Source organism: Streptomyces sp. NPDC031497, assembly GCF_055580905.1.
The window spans coordinates 133,795-153,432 of the sequence record NZ_JBVIKO010000016.1 but is presented as its reverse complement, the minus strand read 5'-3'; the positions used below and the strand labels follow the sequence as shown (position 1 = coordinate 153,432).

General features: G+C 71.0%; 18 protein-coding genes. 13 read left to right on the top strand and 5 right to left on the bottom strand.

From position 1 onward, the window contains the following. Positions 1 to 3 precede the first annotated feature (3 nt). Genes ACZ5K7_RS29630 through ACZ5K7_RS29615 form a run of 4 tightly spaced genes read right to left on the bottom strand, consistent with a single transcriptional unit; the run spans position 4 to position 3,528 of the window. Positions 4 to 627, bottom strand: coding sequence for a response regulator (locus tag ACZ5K7_RS29630; protein WP_468917967.1), 624 nt, complete (start codon positions 625 to 627; stop codon positions 4 to 6). Then, positions 624 to 1,820, bottom strand: a complete 1,197-nt coding sequence (locus tag ACZ5K7_RS29625) for a sensor histidine kinase (protein WP_468918085.1) — start codon at positions 1,818 to 1,820, stop codon at positions 624 to 626. The genes ACZ5K7_RS29630 and ACZ5K7_RS29625 overlap by 4 nt, the downstream gene beginning before the upstream one ends. Next, positions 1,817 to 2,665: an ABC transporter permease gene (locus ACZ5K7_RS29620; protein ID WP_468917964.1), complete on the bottom strand. Its 849-nt coding sequence runs from the start codon at positions 2,663 to 2,665 to the stop codon at positions 1,817 to 1,819. The genes ACZ5K7_RS29625 and ACZ5K7_RS29620 overlap by 4 nt, the downstream gene beginning before the upstream one ends. Continuing rightward, the gene (locus ACZ5K7_RS29615; RefSeq protein WP_468917962.1) at positions 2,662 to 3,528 is read right to left on the bottom strand and encodes an ABC transporter ATP-binding protein; all 867 of its coding nucleotides are present in this window, start codon (positions 3,526 to 3,528) and stop codon (positions 2,662 to 2,664) included. The genes ACZ5K7_RS29620 and ACZ5K7_RS29615 overlap by 4 nt, the downstream gene beginning before the upstream one ends. A gap of 145 nt (positions 3,529 to 3,673) precedes the next feature. Between ACZ5K7_RS29615 and ACZ5K7_RS29610 the strand changes: the two genes are divergently transcribed. The 3 genes from ACZ5K7_RS29610 to rpsD all read left to right on the top strand — a co-directional run bounded on the left by ACZ5K7_RS29610 (position 3,674) and on the right by rpsD (position 6,648). Further along, the gene (locus tag ACZ5K7_RS29610; RefSeq protein WP_450972894.1) at positions 3,674 to 4,330 is read left to right on the top strand and encodes a vitamin K epoxide reductase family protein; all 657 of its coding nucleotides are present in this window, start codon (positions 3,674 to 3,676) and stop codon (positions 4,328 to 4,330) included. A gap of 43 nt (positions 4,331 to 4,373) precedes the next feature. Beyond that, complete coding sequence (locus ACZ5K7_RS29605; RefSeq protein WP_450972893.1) at positions 4,374 to 5,729, top strand: replication-associated recombination protein A; 1,356 nt, start codon at positions 4,374 to 4,376, stop codon at positions 5,727 to 5,729. 304 nt (positions 5,730 to 6,033) lie between these two features. Next, a complete protein-coding gene (gene rpsD, locus ACZ5K7_RS29600; protein WP_351707197.1) occupies positions 6,034 to 6,648 on the top strand; it encodes a 30S ribosomal protein S4 in 615 nt (204 codons plus the stop codon). A 27-nt stretch (positions 6,649 to 6,675) separates the two neighbouring features. Here the strand turns inward: rpsD and ACZ5K7_RS29595 are convergent, their stop codons facing one another. Further along, complete coding sequence (locus ACZ5K7_RS29595) at positions 6,676 to 8,841, bottom strand: ATP-binding protein (protein WP_468917958.1); 2,166 nt, start codon at positions 8,839 to 8,841, stop codon at positions 6,676 to 6,678. Between the two features lie 159 nt (positions 8,842 to 9,000). Here ACZ5K7_RS29595 and ACZ5K7_RS29590 point away from each other — a divergent pair, with 159 nt between their 5' ends. From ACZ5K7_RS29590 to ACZ5K7_RS29545, 10 genes are all read left to right on the top strand, one after another. Further along, positions 9,001 to 9,444 (top strand): DUF948 domain-containing protein, encoded by a 444-nt coding sequence (locus ACZ5K7_RS29590; RefSeq protein ID WP_351707371.1) that lies wholly within the window; start codon positions 9,001 to 9,003, stop codon positions 9,442 to 9,444. Between the two features lie 11 nt (positions 9,445 to 9,455). After that, positions 9,456 to 9,803 (top strand): hypothetical protein, encoded by a 348-nt coding sequence (locus ACZ5K7_RS29585; protein WP_351707191.1) that lies wholly within the window; start codon positions 9,456 to 9,458, stop codon positions 9,801 to 9,803. Then, positions 9,803 to 12,475, top strand: a complete 2,673-nt coding sequence (gene alaS / locus ACZ5K7_RS29580) for an alanine--tRNA ligase (RefSeq protein WP_468917955.1) — start codon at positions 9,803 to 9,805, stop codon at positions 12,473 to 12,475. Before ACZ5K7_RS29585 ends, alaS begins: the two co-directional genes overlap by 1 nt. 14 nt (positions 12,476 to 12,489) lie before the next feature. After that, positions 12,490 to 12,954 carry a Holliday junction resolvase RuvX gene (gene ruvX / locus ACZ5K7_RS29575; RefSeq protein ID WP_351707185.1) on the top strand — a complete coding sequence of 155 codons (465 nt, stop codon included), beginning with the start codon at positions 12,490 to 12,492 and terminating at the stop codon, positions 12,952 to 12,954. A gap of 122 nt (positions 12,955 to 13,076) precedes the next feature. Further along, a complete protein-coding gene (gene mltG, locus ACZ5K7_RS29570) occupies positions 13,077 to 14,810 on the top strand; it encodes an endolytic transglycosylase MltG (RefSeq protein ID WP_468917952.1) in 1,734 nt (577 codons plus the stop codon). Further along, positions 14,791 to 15,630: a shikimate dehydrogenase gene (locus ACZ5K7_RS29565; protein WP_468917949.1), complete on the top strand. Its 840-nt coding sequence runs from the start codon at positions 14,791 to 14,793 to the stop codon at positions 15,628 to 15,630. The genes mltG and ACZ5K7_RS29565 overlap by 20 nt, the downstream gene beginning before the upstream one ends. A 168-nt stretch (positions 15,631 to 15,798) precedes the next feature. Further along, complete coding sequence (gene aroC, locus ACZ5K7_RS29560; protein ID WP_351707176.1) at positions 15,799 to 16,983, top strand: chorismate synthase; 1,185 nt, start codon at positions 15,799 to 15,801, stop codon at positions 16,981 to 16,983. Then, positions 16,980 to 17,498, top strand: coding sequence for a shikimate kinase (locus tag ACZ5K7_RS29555; protein WP_468917946.1), 519 nt, complete (start codon positions 16,980 to 16,982; stop codon positions 17,496 to 17,498). The genes aroC and ACZ5K7_RS29555 overlap by 4 nt, the downstream gene beginning before the upstream one ends. Beyond that, the gene (gene aroB / locus ACZ5K7_RS29550) at positions 17,495 to 18,586 is read left to right on the top strand and encodes a 3-dehydroquinate synthase (protein WP_351707170.1); all 1,092 of its coding nucleotides are present in this window, start codon (positions 17,495 to 17,497) and stop codon (positions 18,584 to 18,586) included. The genes ACZ5K7_RS29555 and aroB overlap by 4 nt, the downstream gene beginning before the upstream one ends. Positions 18,587 to 18,728: 142 nt before the next feature. Further along, positions 18,729 to 19,577, top strand: a complete 849-nt coding sequence (locus tag ACZ5K7_RS29545; protein ID WP_450972891.1) for a Pro-rich N-terminal domain-containing protein — start codon at positions 18,729 to 18,731, stop codon at positions 19,575 to 19,577. Positions 19,578 to 19,638: the final 61 nt, after the last annotated feature.

The following is a 19,638-nucleotide window of genomic DNA, read 5'->3' as shown; positions in this document are numbered from 1 at the left end:
CCCTCACTCCAGCAACCCGAACCGCATCGCGTGCGTCACCGCTGCCGTTCGGTCGTCCACCCCGAGTTTGGAGAAGGCCCGCAGCAGGTGCGTCTTCACCGTCGACTCCCCGATGAAGAGCCGGCGGCCGATCTCCGCGTTCGTACAGCCTTCGGCCACCAGGCGCAGGACAGCGATCTCCCGCTCCGAGAGGCGCGGGCGCTCCGGCCGGACCCTCAGCCGGTCCACCAGCCGCGCCGCCACCGACGGGGCCAGCACGGTCTCGCCCCGCGCGGCCGCCCGCACCGCGTCGGCCAGTTCGCCCCGGGGCAGATCCTTCAGCAGGTAGCCGGCCGCACCCGCCTCCACGGCGCGCAGAATGTCCCGGTCGTTCTCGTACGTCGTCAGGACGACCACCCGGCAGCGCAGCCCCGCCTCGGACATGCGGACGATCGAGTCGACGCCCCCGCCGCCCGGCATCCGCAGATCCATCAGCACGATGTCGGGGCGGAGTTCCGCCGCCAGCGCCTCCGCCTGCGGCCCGTTGGACGCGTCGGCCACCACCTCCAGGTCCGGCTCGGCGCTCAGCATCGCCCGCAGGCCCTCCCGTACGACGGGATGGTCGTCGGCGAGCACGATCCGGATCACCGGGGACCACCTCCCAGCGGCAGCCGTACCGTCACCGTCGTACCGGCCCCCGGCGCGCTGCGCACCGTCGCCGTCCCGCCCGCCGCCACGGCCCGCGCCCGCAACCCCGCCAGACCGTAACCGCTGCCCACGGCGTCCGGATCGAATCCGCAGCCGTCGTCATGGATGGCCACCGTGAGGCTCTCCTCCTCGTAGGCGAGCCGGATTCCCACCGGCACCGAACTCCCCGCGTGTCTGCGGGCGTTGGTCAGCCCCTCCTGGCATGAGCGCAGGGCGACCACCTCGGCGCCGGCCGGCAGCGGCCGTACCGGCCCGGTCACCTCAAGGCGGGCCGACGCGTGCCGGTCCACCAGCCGGCGCAGCGCGTCCGGCAGCGACGCGCCGTCCAGATCGGCGGGCGCGCCCCCGGCGACGAGCGCCCGGGCCTCGGCGAGGTTCTGCCGGGCCGTCCCGTCCATCAGGGTCAGATGGCGGCGGGCCTGCGGCAGATCGTGCTGGTCGAGCTCCGCCTCCACCGCCTGGACCAGCATCAGCAGACTGGTGAACCCCTGGGCGAGGGTGTCGTGGATCTCGCGCGCCATCCGCTCCCGTTCCGCGAGCGCGCCGTGCGCCGCCGAGAGCCGGGAGATCTCGTGCCGGCTGGCGTCCAACTCCGCGATCAGCTCGGCCCGTTCCGCGCTCTGCTCGATGATGCGGACGACCCAGCTGCCGATCACGACCGAGAAGACCAGAGACACGGTGGCGGACAGGGAGTTGGCGAACAGGTCGGGGACCGCCGGCCGCCACAGCAGCGCCCAGCCCGCCACCGGCGCCAGGTTGATCACGGTGACCGCGATCAGCGCCCTGCGCATCCGCAGGGTCATGAAGCACTGGGGGATCAGCGCGAACGTCATCAGCCGGACCTCGCCGACCAGCACCGCCGACGGCAGGAACAGCGCCATCACCCCGGCCAGGTAGCGCATCGTCCGCCGCTCGGCCGACTCGGCCGGCTGGATCAGCGCCCGTCCGACCAACAGGTACCACGGCACCAACGGCACCAGCAGCAACGCCGCGACGAGCCGGACCGGCCACCCCGGGAACCCGGCGCCGAGCACGAAGGCCAGGGTGGCCGCCCACACCACCGCGAAGTACACGTCCCAGAGCCGGATCGTCCGGTCCCAGGCGTCCACGTCACGGGCCGCGCCCCGGGTCATCCGTCGCGCCGGTTCTTCCAGCGGAAGGTCAGCAGACACAGCACCAGTCCTCCGACGCACCAGGCGGCCAGCACCAGGGCGATCCGCCCGAACTCCCAGGCGCCCGCCTGCTCCAGCACCTTCGCCGAGTCCGGCAGGAACACCCCGCGCAGCCCCTGGCACAGCCACTTCAGCGGGAACAGCGCGCCGATGTCCAGCATCCAGCCGGGGATGGTGCCGACCGAGATGTAGACCCCGGAGATGAACTGCAGGACCAGGAACGGGAGGACGACCACGGAGCTGGCGCTCTTCGCCGACTTCGGCACCGAGCTGATCGCGATGCCGAGCAGCGCGCACGCGGTCAGCCCGAGCACGAAGATCCAGGCGAAGTCCAGCCAGCGGGTCGCCGAGGTCGGCAGCGAGACGTTGTACAGCGTGGTGCCGACGGCGAGCAGGATCGCCGTCTCCAGGATGCCCGTGAAGAGAACCAGCCAGATCTTGCCGAGGAAGTACGCGGACGGCGGCATCGGGGTGCCGCGCAGCCGGCGCAGGACCCTCTCGTCGCGTTCGACCGCGATCGAGATGCCGAGCGACTGGAAGCTGGTCGACATGATCCCCGAGGCCATCATGGCCGGCACGTACAGCTGGGAGGCGGTGACACCGCTGCCCGCGACGTCGTCGTGGAAGATCGACGCGAAGAGGAAGAGGAAGACGACCGGGAAGGCGAAGGTGAAGACCACCTGGTCGCGCTGGCGGAAGAACTGCCGGATCTCCAGGGCGCCCCGGCGCAGGCCGAGCGTCCAGGCGCCCGGCAGCCGTGTGTCGCCGCTGCGGGCCCGCACCGTGGCGGCGGTCGTCGTGGTCATCGGGCGGCCTCCTGCCCGGTCAGCCGGAGGTAGACGTCCTCCAGGGTGGGGCGGCTCACCCGGAGCCCCGGGATCTCGCCGTCGAAGCGGCGCATGAGCTCGGCGACCGTCTTCGTCGGGGTCTCCGTGTGCTCCGCGCGCGTGGTGCCGTCGGGTTCCGTCCACTCGACGGTGGCGCCGGTGCCGAAGCGGTCCCGGAGCGCCTGCGGCTCGCCCTCGGCGACCACCCGGCCGCCGGCCACGATCGCCAGCCGGTTCGCGAGGGCCTCCGCCTCCTCCAGGTAGTGGGTGGTGAGCAGGATCGTGGTGCCCTCGTCCGCGAGGAGCCGGATCAGATCCCAGAACCGGCGTCTGGCCGCCGGGTCGAAACCGGTCGTCGGCTCGTCCAGGAGGAGCAGCTCGGGGCCGCCGATCACGCCGAGCGCCACGTCCAGACGGCGGCGCTGGCCGCCCGAGAGGCCCTTGACCCGGCTGTTCGCCTCGGCTTCGAGACCGACCAGGCCGATCACCTGCTCGGGGTCCCGTGGCCTCGGGTAGTAGTGCGCGAAGTGCCGTACGGTCTCGCGGACCGTCAACTCGGCGGGCGCCGATTCGTCCTGCCAGACGATTCCCACCCGGGACCGCCACGCGCGCGTGCCCGTCGCCGGATCGGAACCCAGGACCGAGACCTCGCCGCCGTCCCGGGTCCGGTTGCCCTGGAGGATCTCCACCGTCGTGCTCTTGCCCGCCCCGTTGGGCCCGAGCAGGCCGAACACCTCGCCCCGCCGGATGCCCAGATCGATACCGTCCACCGCGGTCACGCCCCCGTACCGCTTGCGCAGCCCCCGGACGTCCACCGCGAGTTCGCTCGCGTGTGCTGTCATGCCTCGATCATGGGCCCGAACCGAACACTCCGGGACGACCGTGCGTACATCCTTATGTCCACCGAACGGTGGACAGGACGCCTCGTGCGGCACAATGGCCCCTGCCCGAAGAAGTTCCAACTCTCAAACAGACGGAATCGGCGTGATGAGCAAGACGACAGTCAACGACGTCTCCACCGAGCCCGGGCCCGAGCACGCCTCCGCAGCACCGCGCACCGAGGGCGGCAGCATCGCCTTCGGCCTGCTGCTGATCATCACCGGCGCCGCCGGGCTGCTGGCCGCCTGGGTCATCACGATCGACAAGTTCAAACTGCTGGAAGCCAAGGTCGAGGGCAAGACGTTCACCCCCGGGTGCAGCCTCAACCCGGTCGTCTCCTGCGGCAGCGTCATGGAGTCCAAGCAGGCCGCCGCCTTCGGCTTCCCCAACCCGATGCTCGGCCTGGTCTGCTACGGCATCGTCATCTGCGTCGGCATGAGCCTGCTGGCCCGCGCCCGCTTCCCGCGCTGGTACTGGCTGACCTTCAACTTCGGCACCCTCTTCGGCGTCGGATTCTGCAGCTGGCTGCAGTTCCAGTCCCTGTACCGGATCAACGCGCTGTGCCTGTGGTGCTCGCTGGCCTGGGTCGCGACGATCATCATGTTCTGGTACGTGACGTCCTTCAACATCCGCAAGAGCTTCCTGCCGGCCCCGAACTGGCTGAAGTCGTTTTTCGGCGAGTTCACCTGGGTGCTGCCGGTCCTGCACATCGGCATCATCGGCATGCTGATCCTGACCCGCTGGTGGGACTTCTGGACCAGCTGACAGCCCTGGAGGGATTGTCAGTGCCGTGTTCTAGGGTTTCAGCGTGGAACCCGACCTGTTCACCGCAGCAGCAGAAGAACGCCAGGAGAAGGACCCGACCGGCAGCCCCCTGGCGGTCCGGATGCGCCCGCGCACCCTCGACGAGGTGGTGGGCCAGCGGCATCTGCTGAAGTCGGGGTCCCCGCTGCGCCGACTGGTCGGCGAGGGCTCCGGCGGCCCGGCCGGCCCCTCCTCGGTGATCCTCTGGGGACCGCCCGGCACCGGCAAGACCACCCTCGCGTACGTCGTCTCCAAGGCGACCGACAAGCGGTTCGTGGAGCTCTCCGCGATCACCGCGGGCGTCAAGGAGGTCCGCGCGGTCATCGACGGCGCCCGCCGCGCCACCGGGGGATACGGCAAGGAGACCGTGCTCTTCCTCGACGAGATCCACCGCTTCAGCAAGGCCCAGCAGGACTCCCTGCTCCCGGCCGTTGAGAACCGCTGGGTCACCCTGATCGCCGCGACCACCGAGAACCCGTACTTCTCGGTGATCTCCCCGCTGCTCTCCCGCTCCCTGCTGCTCACCCTCGAACCGCTCACCGACGACGACGTCCGCGGCCTGCTCAGAAGGGCCCTGACCGACGAGCGCGGCCTGAAGGACTCCGTCACCCTCCCCGAGGACACCGAGGAGCACCTGCTGCGGATCGCCGGCGGCGACGCCCGCCGCGCCCTGACCGCCCTGGAGGCCGCCGCCGGAGCCGCTCTCGACAAGGGCGAGACGGAGATCGGCCTCCAGACCCTGGAGGAGGTCGTCGACCGGGCCGCGGTGAAGTACGACCGGGACGGCGACCAGCACTACGACGTCGCCAGCGCCCTCATCAAGTCCATCCGGGGCTCCGACGTCGACGCGGCCCTGCACTACCTGGCCCGCATGATCGAGGCCGGCGAGGACCCCCGCTTCATCGCCCGCCGCCTGATGATCTCCGCCAGCGAGGACATCGGGCTCGCCGACCCGAACGCCCTGCCCATAGCGGTGGCCGCCGCCCAGGCCGTCGCCATGATCGGCTTCCCGGAGGCCGCCCTCACCCTCAGCCACGCCACCATCGCCCTCGCCCTGGCCCCCAAGTCCAACTCCGCGACCATGGCGATCGGCGCCGCCCTGGAGGACGTACGCAAGGGACTGGCCGGACAGGTGCCCCCGCATCTGCGGGACGGCCACTACAAGGGCGCCGCCAAGCTGGGGCACGCGCAGGGGTACGTCTATCCGCACGACCTGCCCGAGGGCATCGCCGAGCAGCAGTACGCCCCGGACCCGATCAAGGACCGCGAGTACTACGCCCCGACCCGGCACGGCTCCGAGGCCCGCTACGCGGACGCGGTCGAGTGGACCAGGAAGCACCTCGGTCGCAGGCGGTCCTGAGCAGCCTGTAGAATCCCTCGAAGCGCTGAGTCCCGCGCTGTCAGAGCGGGACAGTCGGCCGGAGCCCCCGCAAGGGGGTTCCAGGAGCGTCGCGCACCGTCGAACGGTGTCGCGGGCAGCCCACCACCACTCGCCGCACGGCGGGACCGGTCGGTGGGCCACTCGCGTGCTGCACGTATGTGCCCAGACCAGGGGAGCGGCTGCCCACCAGGCCCGGCAACGGGTCCCGGCGGGTTTCCCCGGCTGCGGATTGCGACCTCCCTTAACCCTGACGAGCCGGATATCAGAAGGAAGAAAGAGACAAGTGGCGAACCAGTCCCGCCCCAAGGTCAAGAAGTCGCGTGCCCTCGGCATCGCGCTGACCCCGAAGGCCGTCAAGTACTTCGAGGCCCGTCCCTACCCGCCGGGTGAGCACGGCCGCGGCCGCAAGCAGAACTCGGACTACAAGGTCCGTCTGCTGGAGAAGCAGCGTCTGCGCGCGCAGTACGACGTGTCCGAGCGCCAGCTCGTCCGCGCCTACGAGCGTGCCTCCAAGGTGCAGGGCAAGACCGGTGAGGCCCTGATCATCGAGCTGGAGCGTCGCCTCGACGCGCTGGTCCTGCGTTCGGGCATCGCCCGCACGATCTACCAGGCCCGCCAGATGGTCGTCCACGGCCACATCCAGGTCAACGGCCAGAAGGTCGACAAGCCGTCCTACCGCGTGCGTCCGGACGACGTCATCCAGGTCCGCGACCGCTCGAAGGACAAGACGCTCTTCCAGATCGCCCGTGAGGGTGGCTTCGCCCCCGACGGCGAGATCCCGCGCTACCTGCAGGTGAACCTCAAGGCCCTGGCGTTCCGCCTGGACCGCGAGCCGAACCGCAAGGAAGTTCCGATCATCTGTGACGAGCAGCTCGTCGTCGAGTACTACGCCCGCTGATCCCAGCCCCGGCGCAGCACTCCAGCGTCAGCCCGCCGTCTCCCCGCCCTTCCTGGTGGGCGAGGCGGCGGGCTTCCGCATACCGGGACCGTCCCGCCGCTCCCTTACCGGCCCGCGCGGGGACGGCAGCGCGTCCAGCGGCCGTGCCCCGAAGTACTCCAGCGCCCGGGCCACCGCCGCCTCCCGGTCCAGCAGGGTCCCCTGCCGAAGGCACTCCGCGTACCGCTCCTCGCCCAGCGCCCGCCGGGCCGTCGCCTCGCACAGCCCGTGCGGGGCGTTGTAGTGGGCCGAGCCGAACAGCGGCAGCCCCACCGACGGCCACATCCGCGCCGCCGCGCCCTGCAGCACCGCCGCCTCCGCCGGATCGCCCTCGGCCACCGTCACCAGGGCAAGCAGCTCGATCGACAGCACCGCACCCAGCAGGTCATGGAAGCCGTGCGCGTGGCCCAGGCAGTCGGTCAGCAGCTCGCGGGCGCCCGCGTGGTCGCCGTCCCGCCAGGCCGCGTACGCCAGCACATACAGCGCGTACGACCGGGCCCAGTGCTCGCCGTGGTCCTCGCACACCCGGCGCACGTCCTCGCACAGCCGTACCGCGTCCGGCAGATCGCCGAGGAACGCCCTGGTCATCGCCAGCTCGACCTGCCCCATCAGGACATTGCTGTTGAGCTCGCCGATCTCCTGGTAGCGGCCGAGCGCAGAGCGCAGCAGCGTCTCCGCCCGCGCCATGTCGTCCGTGACCAGGGCCAGGCAGCCGGTGCGGTGCTCCGCGTACGCCACCGCCAGGGGGTCGGCGACCAGCTCGGCCTCCTCCCGGCACTCCTGGAGCGCGGCCAGCGCGGGTACCGCGTCGCCCTGCAGGATCGCCACATAACCGAGCACCCACAGCGCCTTCAGCCGGGACCGCGGGTACTCCGAGTCCAGTTCCAGGCTGAGCTCCAGCCAGCGCCGCCCCTCCGAGAGCCGCCCGCAGCCCACCCAGTAGAACCACAGCGAGCCCGCCAGGTACTGGCCCAGATGCGCCTCGTCCGGCTCGGTCAGACAGTGCTCCAGGGCGGCCCGCAGGTTCGCCAGCTCGGCCTCGACGCGCGCGGCCACCTCGCCCTGCCGCGGCGAGAACCAGTCCAGCTCGCACCAGGTCGCCAGCCCCATGAACCAGTCGCGGTGCCGACGCCGCAGCCGCCCCGCGTCCCCCGCCGCGGCCAGCCAGTCCGCACCGTACGCCCGCACGGTGTCGAGCATCCGGTAGCGCACCCCCGTCGGAGTCTCCTCCCGGGACAGCACCGACTGCGCGAGCAGCTCCGCCAGCACGTCCAGGACGTTCTCGGACGACAGCCCGTCCCCGCCGCACACGTACTCGGCGGCCTCCAGGTCGAAGGTCCCCGCGAACACCGACAGCCGCGCCCACAGCAACCGCTCGGCGGGGGTGCACAGTTCATGGCTCCAGCCGATCGCCGTGCGCAGCGTCTGATGGCGGGGGAGGCCGTCCCGCCCGCCGCCGGTCAGCAGCCGGAACCGGTCGTCGAGCCGCTCCAGCAGCTGCCCCGGCGACAGCGCCCGCAGCCGGCCCGCCGCCAGCTCGATCGCCAGCGGGATCCCGTCAAGACGCCGGCACACCTCCCGGACCTCCGCACGGTCCCGGACATCCAGCCCCTGCCGCTCGGCGCGCTCGGTGAACAGCTCCACCGCGTCGTCCTCGCCGAGCGGCGCCAGCGGGAACAACCGCTCACCCGCCACGCCCAGCGGCCGCCGCCCGACCGCCAGCACGGTCAGGTCGGGCAGCCGCCGCAGTAACTCGCCCACCAGCTCCGCGCACCCGTCGACGAGGTGCTCGCACCCGTCGAGCAGCAGCAGGCAACGGCGGCCGGCCAGGTGCTCCAGCAGCGCCTCGCGCGGCAGCCGGGTGGTGTGGTCGGTCAGGCCCAGTGCCTCCACGACCGCGTACTCCACGAACTCCGGATCGCGCACCGCCGCCAGCTCCACCCGCCACACCCCGTCCCGGGGCGCCGCCGCGGCGGCCGCCCGGGCCGCGAGCCGGGACTTGCCGACCCCGCCGACCCCGGTCACCGTCACCAGCCGGACGGACTCCAGGGCCCGGGCCAGCTCGCCGAGTTCGGCCGAGCGACCGACGAACGCGGTCAGTTCCAGGGGCAGATTGCCGTCCGCCGAAGAGCCGGGACGCTGAGGACCTCGCATGGGACACGGAGCGTACTTAACCGTGTTCGGTCCGTACAATCGCTTCCCGTGACTCCACCTCCAGCGCGCCGGTAATCCGGTACGGAGTCCCACGCCCGGCGCGATAGGCTCGGTGCAGACTTTTCGATGTTGATCGTTCAGGCACGAGACAGGGAGCGGGTGCGCGCGGTGTCCGGTGGAGAGGTGGCCGGGATCCTGGTGGCCGTCTTCTGGGCGATCCTGGTCTCCTTCCTCGCGGTGGCTCTCGTGAGGCTGGCCCAGACGCTCAAGGCGACCACCAAGCTGGTGGCGGACGTGACCGACCAGGCCGTCCCGCTGCTCGCCGACGCCTCCGCGGCCGTACGCTCCGCGCAGACCCAGATCGACCGGGTCGACGCGATCGCCTCCGACGTCCAGGAGGTCACCTCCAACGCCTCCGCGCTGTCGACCACCGTCGCCTCCACCTTCGGCGGCCCGCTGGTCAAGGTCGCGGCGTTCGGCTACGGCGTGCGCCGGGCACTGACCGGCCGCAAGGCGGAGGACGTGCCCGCCCGGGAGCCCGGGCGTACCGTGATCGTGGGCCGGACCGTGCCCGCCGCACGGCGGAAGAACCGGGGAAAGTAGGAGCCAGGCAGATGTTCCGCCGTACCTTCTGGTTCACCACCGGTGTCGCCGCCGGTGTCTGGGCCACCACCAAGGTCAACCGCAAGCTCAGGCAGCTGACCCCCGAGAGCCTCGCCGCCACCGCCGCGAACAAGGCACTGGAGACCGGACACCGGATCAAGGACCGGGCGGTCGGCTTCGCGCTCGACGTCCGCGACAACATGGCCCAGCGGGAGGCGGAGCTGGGGGACGCGCTGGGCATCAACGCGGACCCCGAACTCCCCGCGCCCCGGCGGCTCACCGCCATCGAGAACAACCGCAGCAACCCCAAGTACATCGAGAACACGACGTACTCGTACGACCGGAATGAGGACCACTGATGGAGTCGGCAGAGATCCGCCGCCGCTGGCTGAGCTTCTACGAGGAGCGCGGGCACACCGTCGTCCCTTCGGCGTCGCTCATCGCGGACGACCCGACTCTGCTCCTCGTCCCGGCCGGCATGGTGCCCTTCAAGCCCTACTTCCTCGGCGAGGTCAAGCCGCCGTGGTCGCGCGCCACCAGCGTGCAGAAGTGCGTGCGCACCCCCGACATCGAAGAGGTCGGCAAGACCACCCGGCACGGCACCTTCTTCCAGATGTGCGGCAACTTCTCCTTCGGCGACTACTTCAAGGAAGGCGCCATCAAGTACGCCTGGGAGCTGCTCACCACGCCCCAGGACAAGGGCGGTTACGGCCTGGAGCCGGAGAAGCTCTGGATCACCGTCTACAAGGACGACGACGAGGCCGAGCGCATCTGGCACGACGTCATCGGTGTGCCGAAGGAGCGCATCCAGCGCCTCGGCATGAAGGACAACTACTGGTCCATGGGCGTCCCCGGCCCGTGCGGCCCGTGTTCCGAGATCAACTACGACCGCGGCCCCGAGTTCGGCGTCGAGGGCGGCCCCGCCGTCAACGACGAGCGGTACGTGGAGATCTGGAACCTCGTCTTCATGCAGTACGAGCGTGGCGAGGGCATCGGCAAGGACAACTTCGAGATCCTCGGCGAACTGCCCAGCAAGAACATCGACACGGGCCTCGGCCTGGAGCGACTCGCCATGATTCTGCAGGGCGTGCAGAACATGTACGAGATCGACACCTCCATGGCCGTCATCAAGAAGGCCACCGAGCTGACCGGCGTCCACTACGGCGAAGCCCACGCCTCGGACGTCTCGCTGCGGGTCGTCACCGACCACATGCGGACGTCGGTCATGCTCATCGGCGACGGCGTCACCCCCGGCAACGAGGGCCGTGGCTACGTCCTGCGCCGCATCATGCGCCGCGCCATCCGCAACATGCGCCTGCTCGGTGCCACCGGCCCGGTCGTCCTCGACCTGATCGACACCGTCATCCGGATGATGGGTCAGCAGTACCCGGAGCTGGTCACCGACCGCGAGCGCATCGAGAAGGTCGCCGTCGCCGAGGAGAACGCCTTCCTCAAGACGCTGAAGGCCGGCACCAACATCCTCGACACCGCCGTCACCGAGACCAAGGACGCCGGTGGCACGGTCCTCGCCGGCGACAAGGCCTTCCTGCTCCACGACACCTGGGGCTTCCCGATCGACCTCACCCTCGAAATGGCCGCCGAGCAGGGCCTGGCCGTGGACGAGGACGGCTTCCGGCGCCTGATGAAGGAGCAGCGGGACCGCGCCAAGGCCGATGCCCAGGCCAAGAAGACCGGGCACGCCGGTGCCGGCGCCTACCGCGAGATCGCCGACAGGACCGGCGAGACCGACTTCATCGGTTACTCCGACACCGAGGGCGAGACCACGATCGTCGGCATCCTCGTCGACGGCGTCTCCTCCCCGGCCGCCACCGAGGGCGACGAGGTCGAGATCGTCCTGGACCGCACCCCGTTCTACGCCGAGGGCGGCGGCCAGATCGGCGACACCGGCCGGATCAAGGTCGACTCCGGTGCCGTCGTCGAGATCCGCGACACCCAGAAGCCGGTCCCGGGCGTCTACGTCCACAAGGGCGTCGTCCAGTTCGGCGAGGTCACGGTCGGCGCCAAGGCCCACGCCGCGATCGACCAGCGCCGCCGTACCGCCATCGCCCGTGCCCACTCGGCCACCCACCTCACCCACCAGGCGCTGCGCGACGCCCTCGGCCCGACGGCCGCCCAGGCCGGTTCCGAGAACCAGCCCGGCCGCTTCCGCTTCGACTTCGGCTCGCCGTCCGCCGTTCCGACGGCCGTGATGACCGACGTCGAGCAGAAGATCAACGAGGTGCTCGCCCGCGACCTGGACGTGCGCGCCGACATCATGGGCATCGACGAGGCCAAGAAGCAGGGCGCCATCGCCGAGTTCGGCGAGAAGTACGGCGAGCGGGTGCGCGTCGTGACCATCGGCGACTTCTCCAAGGAGCTGTGCGGCGGCACCCATGTGCACAACACCGCCCAGCTGGGCCTGGTCAAGCTGCTCGGCGAGTCGTCGATCGGCTCGGGTGTGCGCCGTATCGAGGCCCTCGTCGGCGTCGACGCCTACAACTTCCTGGCCCGCGAGCACACGGTCGTCGCCCAGCTCCAGGAGCTGATCAAGGGCCGCCCGGAGGAGCTTCCGGAGAAGGTCTCCGCCATGCTCGGCAAGCTGAAGGACGCCGAGAAGGAGATCGAGAAGTTCCGTGCGGAGAAGGTGCTGCAGGCCGCCGGCGGTCTGGTCGACTCCGCGAAGGACATCCGCGGGATCGCCCTGGTGACCGGGCAGGTCCCGGACGGCACCACCCCGGACGACCTGCGCAAGCTGGTCCTCGACGTGCGCGGCCGTATCCAGGGCGGACGGGCCGCCGTGGTCGCCCTGTTCACGGTCAACAACGGCAAGCCGCTCACGGTCATCGCCACCAACGACGCCGCCCGCGACCGCGGCCTCAAGGCCGGTGACCTGGTGCGCACCGCCGCCAAGACCCTCGGCGGCGGTGGCGGCGGCAAGCCGGACGTCGCCCAGGGCGGCGGCCAGAACCCGGCCGCCGTGGGCGAGGCCATCGACGCCGTCGAGCGTCTCGTGGCCGAGACCGCCAAGTAAGAAACGGTAAGAAGATGCGAAGAGGACGTCGACTCGCCGTCGACGTCGGGGACGCCCGGATCGGGGTCGCCTCGTGCGACCCCGACGGGATCCTCGCCACCCCGGTCGAGACGGTCCCGGGCCGGGACATCCCGGCGGCCCACCGCCGGCTCGGGCAACTGGTCGAGGAGTACGAACCGATCGAGGTCGTCGTCGGACTCCCGCGCTCCCTCAAGGGAGGCGAGGGTCCGGCCGCCGTCAAGGTGCGGGCCTTCGCCCAGGAGCTCGCCAACAGCATCAAGCCGGTGCCGGTCCGGCTGGTCGACGAGCGGATGACGACCGTGACGGCCAGTCAGGGACTGCGTGCCTCGGGGGTGAAGTCCAAGAAGGGCCGCTCCGTCATCGACCAGGCCGCCGCTGTGATCATCCTCCAGCAGGCGCTGGAATCCGAACGGGTGTCAGGTAAACCACCCGGCGAGGGCGTCGAAGTGGTCATCTGATCGCGATACGGTAACGTTCCGCGCGATGCGATGGTTTTCGAACAGCCACCGCACAGCAAGAAGCGGTACGACAGTCGGCCCACCAGCCGCGTGACGCGCCGCCTCGCGGCTCTAGGGGATCGATGACTGAGTATGGCCGGGGCGAAGGCCCCGAACCGTGGCATCCGGAGGACCCGTTGTACGGGGACGACGGATGGGGAGGACAGCAGGCCCACGTGGGTCAGCAGTCCCCCTACGGCGGTCAGCCGCAGCACTATCCGCAGCAGCCGCAGCAGCAGTACGGCGACTGGAGCCAGCACCCGCAGGGCGGGTACGACCAGCACACCGGCCAGCAGCAGTACGCGTACTACGACGAGCAGGGCCAGCTTCAGTACGCCGACGGACAGAGCCGGCAGCAGTACGACCAGCAATACGGCGAGCAGTACGCCGGCCATGCCCAGCAGCAGTACCACCAGGGCGGCTGGGACGCGACCGGCACCCACGGCCAGGTCCCCTACGCCGCCGACCCGGGCGACCCCTACGGCCAGCAGCCGGTGGCGTACGGCGGGGAGCAGCCCGACTTCTACGGCACCGAGGACGCCTACCCGCCGCCGGAGCCGCCCGGCCGCCGGCGCGACGCGGAGCCGGAGACGCAGCCGGAGCCCGTCGCCGAGGAGGAGGAGCAGCACCCCTTCTTCACGGGCGCCGACGACGATGACGACGAGGATGACGACGACCCGAAAGGGCGCCGCGGTGGTGGCCGCGGCAAGGACGCGAAGGGCGGCAAGGGGGCCAAGAAGCGCCGCAACGGCTGCGCCTGTCTGGTGGTCTGCCTGGTCTTCGGCGGCGGTGCGGCGACGGTCGGCTACTACGGCTGGCACTTCTACCAAAATCGTTTCGGCCCGGCCCCGGACTACGCGGGCAGCGGCAACGGCGAGAACGTGACCGTCGAGATCCCCAAGGGCGCGGGCGGATACGAGATCGGCCGTCGGCTGGAGGAGGCCGGCGTCATCAAGAGCGTCGACGCGTTCGTGGCCGCCCAGTCGCAGAACCCCGATGGAAAAACGATTCAGGCAGGCGCCTATCTCCTGAAGAAGGAGATGTCCGCGGCAAGTGCCGTGCAGTTGATGCTGGATCCGAAGAGCCAGAGCAATGTGGTCGTCAGGCCGGGCGAGCGCGCGGCAGCCGTCTACGTGGCCCTCGACAAACAGCTCGGCCTTTCCTCCGGCACCACCAAGAAGGTCGCCAAGACCGGATACAAGAGCCTCGGTCTGCCGAGCTACGCGAACACCAACAGCAAGATCATGGACCCGCTGGAGGGCTTCCTCTTCCCGGGCACCTATCCCGCGGCCAAGGGCATGAAGCCCGACGTGATCCTGAAACAGATGGTCGCCGCGGCCAAGGAGGAATACGCCACCTACGACCTGGCGGCCCAGGCCAAGAAGTACGACCTGGACAACCCGTTGCAGGTCATCACGGTCGCGAGCCTCGTCCAGGCCGAAGGAAAGACGCACGACGACTTCCGCAAGATGGCGGAAGTCGTCTACAACCGTCTCGAGCCCACGAACACCGAGACGAACCGGTTGCTGCAATTCGACTCGGCCTTCAACTACCTGAAGGGCACGAGCAACATCCACATCAGCGAGTCGGAGATCAACAGCAACCAGAACCCGTACAACACGTACACCCAGAAGGGCCTTCCGCCGGGCCCGATCGGCAACCCCGGCGACGAAGCGCTGAAGGCGGCACTGAATCCGACCGACGACGGCTGGATGTATTTCGTGGCGACCGACGGCGTGAACAACACCGAATTCGCCAAGACCAATGCCGAATTCGAGAAGCTCAAGGAAAAGTTCAATGCCACCTCGGGCCACTGACGCCCGCCGGGCCGCCGTGCTCGGTAAGCCCATCGCCCACTCGCTCTCCCCGGTGCTGCACCGGACCGCGTACGACGAACTCGGGCTCACCGACTGGTCGTACGAGCGCTTCGAGATCGACGAGACCCGGCTGCCCGGCTTTCTCGGGGAGCTGGGACCGGAGTGGGCGGGGCTGTCGCTGACCATGCCGCTGAAGCGGGCGGTCATCCCGCTGGTCGACGAGATCAGTGAGACGGCCGCCTCGGTCGACGCGGTCAACACGGTCGTCTTCACGGAGGACGGCCGGCGGCTCGGGGACAACACCGACATCCCGGGCATGGTCGCCGCGCTGCGCGAGCACGGCATCGAACAGGTCGACTCCGCCGCCGTCCTCGGCGCCGGCGCCACCGCCTCCTCGGCACTGGCCGCGCTCGCCCGGATCTGCACCGGCGAGGTCGTCGCCTACGTCCGCAGCGAGGAGCGCGCCGCCGAGATGCGGCACTGGGGCGAGCGGCTCGACGTGGACGTACGGACCGCCGACTGGGCCGACGCCGAACAGGCCCTGCATGCCCCCCTGGTCATCGCCACCACCCCGGCCGGCACCACCGACGCCCTCGCCGCCGCCGTACCCGAGCGCCCCACCACCCTCTTCGACGTCCTCTACCACCCCTGGCCCACGGCGCTGGCCGCACGCTGGTCCATGTTCGGCGGAGCCGTGGTGAGCGGCCTCGACCTCCTGGTGCACCAGGCCGTGCTCCAGGTCGAACAGATGACCGGCTGCGCCCCGGCGCCGCTGGACGCCATGCGCCGGGCCGGTGAGAAGGCACTCGCCGAGCGCTGACCGGGTCCAGCTCCGCGTCCGTCTGCTGGACCGGCGGCCGGGTTCACCGCCCGGACGTGGGAGGATCGGAGACGGCGGACCGGGGCCGCGCACCCGGTCGGGCCGTCGCCGTACGCGAGGACGCGCGTACGCAGGGCAGTACCAGGGCGCGAGCACTGAGGAGCATCGTTGAGCAGGCTGCGTTGGCTGACCGCGGGGGAGTCCCATGGTCCCGCACTTGTCGCGACGCTGGAGGGCCTTCCCGCCGGCGTGCCGATCACGACCGAGATGGTCGCGGACCATCTGGCGCGACGGCGGCTCGGTTACGGACGCGGTGCGCGCATGAAGTTCGAGCAGGACCAGGTCACCTTCCTGGGCGGTGTCCGGCACGGCCTCACGCTCGGCTCCCCGGTCGCGATCATGGTGGGCAACACCGAGTGGCCCAAGTGGGAGCAGGTCATGGCGGCCGACCCGGTCGACCCCGAGATCCTCGCCGGGCTCGCCCGCAACGCCCCGCTGACCCGCCCGCGTCCCGGCCACGCCGACCTGGCCGGCATGCAGAAGTACGGCTTCGACGAGGCCCGGCCGATCCTGGAGCGCGCCTCCGCGCGGGAGACCGCGGCCCGGGTGGCGCTCGGCGCGGTGGCCCGGTCGTACCTGAAGGAGACGGCCGGCATCGAGATCGTCTCGCACGTCGTCGAACTGTGCTCCGTGAAGGCCCCCAAGGGCGTGTACCCCACCCCGGCCGACGTCGAGAAGCTGGACGCGGACCCGCTGCGCTGCCTGGACGCGGACGCGTCGAAGGCGATGGTCGCGGAGGTCGACCAGGCCCACAAGGACGGCGACACCCTCGGCGGTGTGGTCGAGGTGCTGGCCTACGGCGTGCCGGTCGGCCTCGGCTCGCACGTCCACTGGGACCGCAAGCTGGACGCCCGCCTCGCCGGTGCCCTGATGGGCATCCAGGCGATCAAGGGCGTCGAGATCGGCGACGGGTTCGAACTGGCGCGGGTGCCCGGCTCCCAGGCGCACGACGAGATCGTCGGCACCGACGAGGGCATCCGGCGTGTCTCCGGCCACGCCGGCGGCACGGAGGGCGGCCTGTCCACCGGTGAGCTGCTGCGGGTCCGTGCCGCGATGAAGCCGATCGCGACCGTGCCGCGCGCCCTGCGGACCGTGGACGTGGCCACCGGCGAGGCCACCCAGGCCCACCACCAGCGCTCCGACGTCTCCGCAGTGCCGGCCGCGGGCATCGTCGCCGAGGCGATGGTCGCGCTCGTCCTCGCGGACGCGGTCGCGGAGAAGTTCGGCGGTGACTCGGTGCCCGAGACCCGCCGTAACGTCCGGTCGTACCTCGAGAACCTGGCCATCCGATGAGCGGCGCACCGATGGTGGTGCTGGTCGGACCGATGGGCGTCGGCAAGTCCACGGTCGGGCACATGCTCGCCGAGCGGCTCGGTGTCGGCTACCGGGACACCGACGAGGACATCGTCGCCGCCGAGGGCCGCGCCATCGCCGACATCTTCGTGGCCGAGGGCGAGCCGGTGTTCCGGGAGATCGAGAAGCGGGCCGTGGAAGTCGCGCTGGCGGACCACGAGGGCGTCCTCGCACTCGGCGGCGGCGCGATCCTCGACGCGGACACGCGCGCGCTGCTCGCCGGCCGGCGGGTGGTCTACCTCTCGATGGACGTCGAGGAGGCCGTCAAGCGCACCGGCCTGAACGCGGCCCGGCCGCTGCTCGCCATCAACCCGCGCAAGCAGTGGCGCGAGCTGATGGACGCACGGCGGCACCTGTACGAGGAGGTCGCCTCGGCCGTCGTCGCGACCGACGGGCGTACGCCCGAAGAGGTCACCCAAGCAGCGCTGGACGCACTGGAGTTGAAGGAAGCATGAGCGAGGCAGTCACCCGGATCCAGGTCGGCGGCACGGCGGGCACCGAGCCGTACGAGGTCCTGGTGGGCCGTCAACTGCTCGGCGAACTGGGCGGGTTGATCGGCGAGAGGGTCAAGCGGGTCGCCGTGATCCACCCCGAGGCGCTCGCCGAGACCGGCGACGCGCTCCGCGCCGACCTGGCCGGGCAGGGCTACGAGGCCGTCGCCATCCAGGTGCCCAACGCGGAGGAGGCCAAGACCGCCGAGGTCGCCGCCTACTGCTGGAAGGCGCTCGGCCAGTCCGGGTTCACCCGCTCCGACGTCATCGTCGGCGTGGGCGGCGGGGCGACGACGGACCTGGCCGGTTTCGTGGCCGCCACCTGGCTGCGCGGGGTCCGCTGGATCGCCGTCCCGACCACCGTCCTCGCCATGGTCGACGCGGCGGTCGGCGGCAAGACCGGCATCAACACCGCCGAGGGCAAGAACCTGGTGGGCGCCTTCCACCCGCCGGCGGGGGTGCTCTGCGACCTGGCCGCGCTGGACTCCCTCCCGGTCAACGACTACGTCTCCGGGCTCGCCGAGGTCATCAAGGCCGGCTTCATCGCCGACCCGGCGATCCTGGAACTCATCGAGTCCGACCCCGAGGCCGCGCGCACCCCGGCCGGCCCGCACACGGCCGAGCTGATCGAGCGCTCCATCCGGGTCAAGGCCGAGGTCGTCTCCTCCGACCTCAGGGAGTCGGGCCTGCGGGAGATCCTCAACTACGGCCACACGCTCGGCCACGCCATCGAGAAGAACGAGCGTTACAAGTGGCGGCACGGCGCGGCGGTCGCCGTCGGCATGCACTTCGCCGCCGAGCTGGGCCGGCTGGCCGGGCGTCTGGACGACGCGACGGCGGATCGGCACCGCACGGTCCTGGAGTCGGTCGGCCTCCCGCTGCACTACCGCTACGACCAGTGGCCCAAGCTCGTCGAGACGATGAAGGTCGACAAGAAGTCCCGCGGCGACCTGCTGCGCTTCATCGTCCTGGACGGCCTCGCCAAGCCGACCGTCCTGGAAGGCCCGGACCCGGCCGTGCTGCTCGCCGCCTACGGCGAGGTCGGGCAGTAAGTCCGCTGCTGTTCCTTCCGCCCGATTCGCCTCCCGGCACGGGCACTTCGTACCGCCCCCGGCCGTTTCACCAAACGACGACCGGGGGCGGTACCGTTCGGTAACGAGCGCAGCCGCACATGACGAGACGGAGTGGCACCGGATGCAGCACGCAGTGGGATCTCCGCTGCCGCCGCCCCATCAGCCGGGGCAGGGACCGACCGGCTGGCCGCCGGCCGCACACCACCCGGGAGCGCCGCAGGGCCCCGCACCCGTGCCGCCGCCACCGGCCGCGCCCCCGCAACCGCCCGTTCCGCCGCCGCCCCCCTTGCCCTCGGCCTTGCCCTCGGCCCCGCCGCCCCCCGACACCACGGGCCATGTCCCGCTGCCGCCGGGCGCCCCGGTCGGCATCCCCACCGCACCGCCGGCCGCGACCACCACGCCCGACCCGACCACCACCACCCTGGCCGTCCTCCTCATCGGCCCGGCGGGCGCGGGCAAGACGAGCGTCGCCAAGTACTGGGCCGACCACCGCCGGGTCCCCACGGCCCACATCAGCCTCGACGACGTCCGCGAATGGGTCCGCTCCGGCTTCGCCGACCCCCAGTCCGGCTGGAACGACAACTCCGAGGCCCAGTACCGCCTGGCCCGCCGCACCTGCGGCTTCGCCGCGCGCAACTTCCTGGCCAACGGGATCTCGTGCATCCTCGACGACGCGGTCTTCCCGGACCGCCCGGTCGTCGGCCTCGGCGGCTGGAAGCGTCACGTCGGCCCCGGGCTCCTCCCGGTCGTCCTCCTCCCGGGCCTCGACATCGTCCTGGAGCGCAACGCCGAACGCACGGGCAACCGCCGCCTCGCCGACGAGGAGGTGGCCCGCATCCACGGCCGTATGGCGGGCTGGTACGGCTCGGGCCTCCCGATCATCGACAACTCGCAGTTGGACGTACCGAGCACGGCCCGCGTTCTGGACGAGGTCCTGGCACGGGCGATAGCGAGCCCACCGAGCTGGTAGGCGGGGGCAACCCCCACCAACCCGCACCCCACAACGGCGCCCAACCACCCCACTCGGCCCC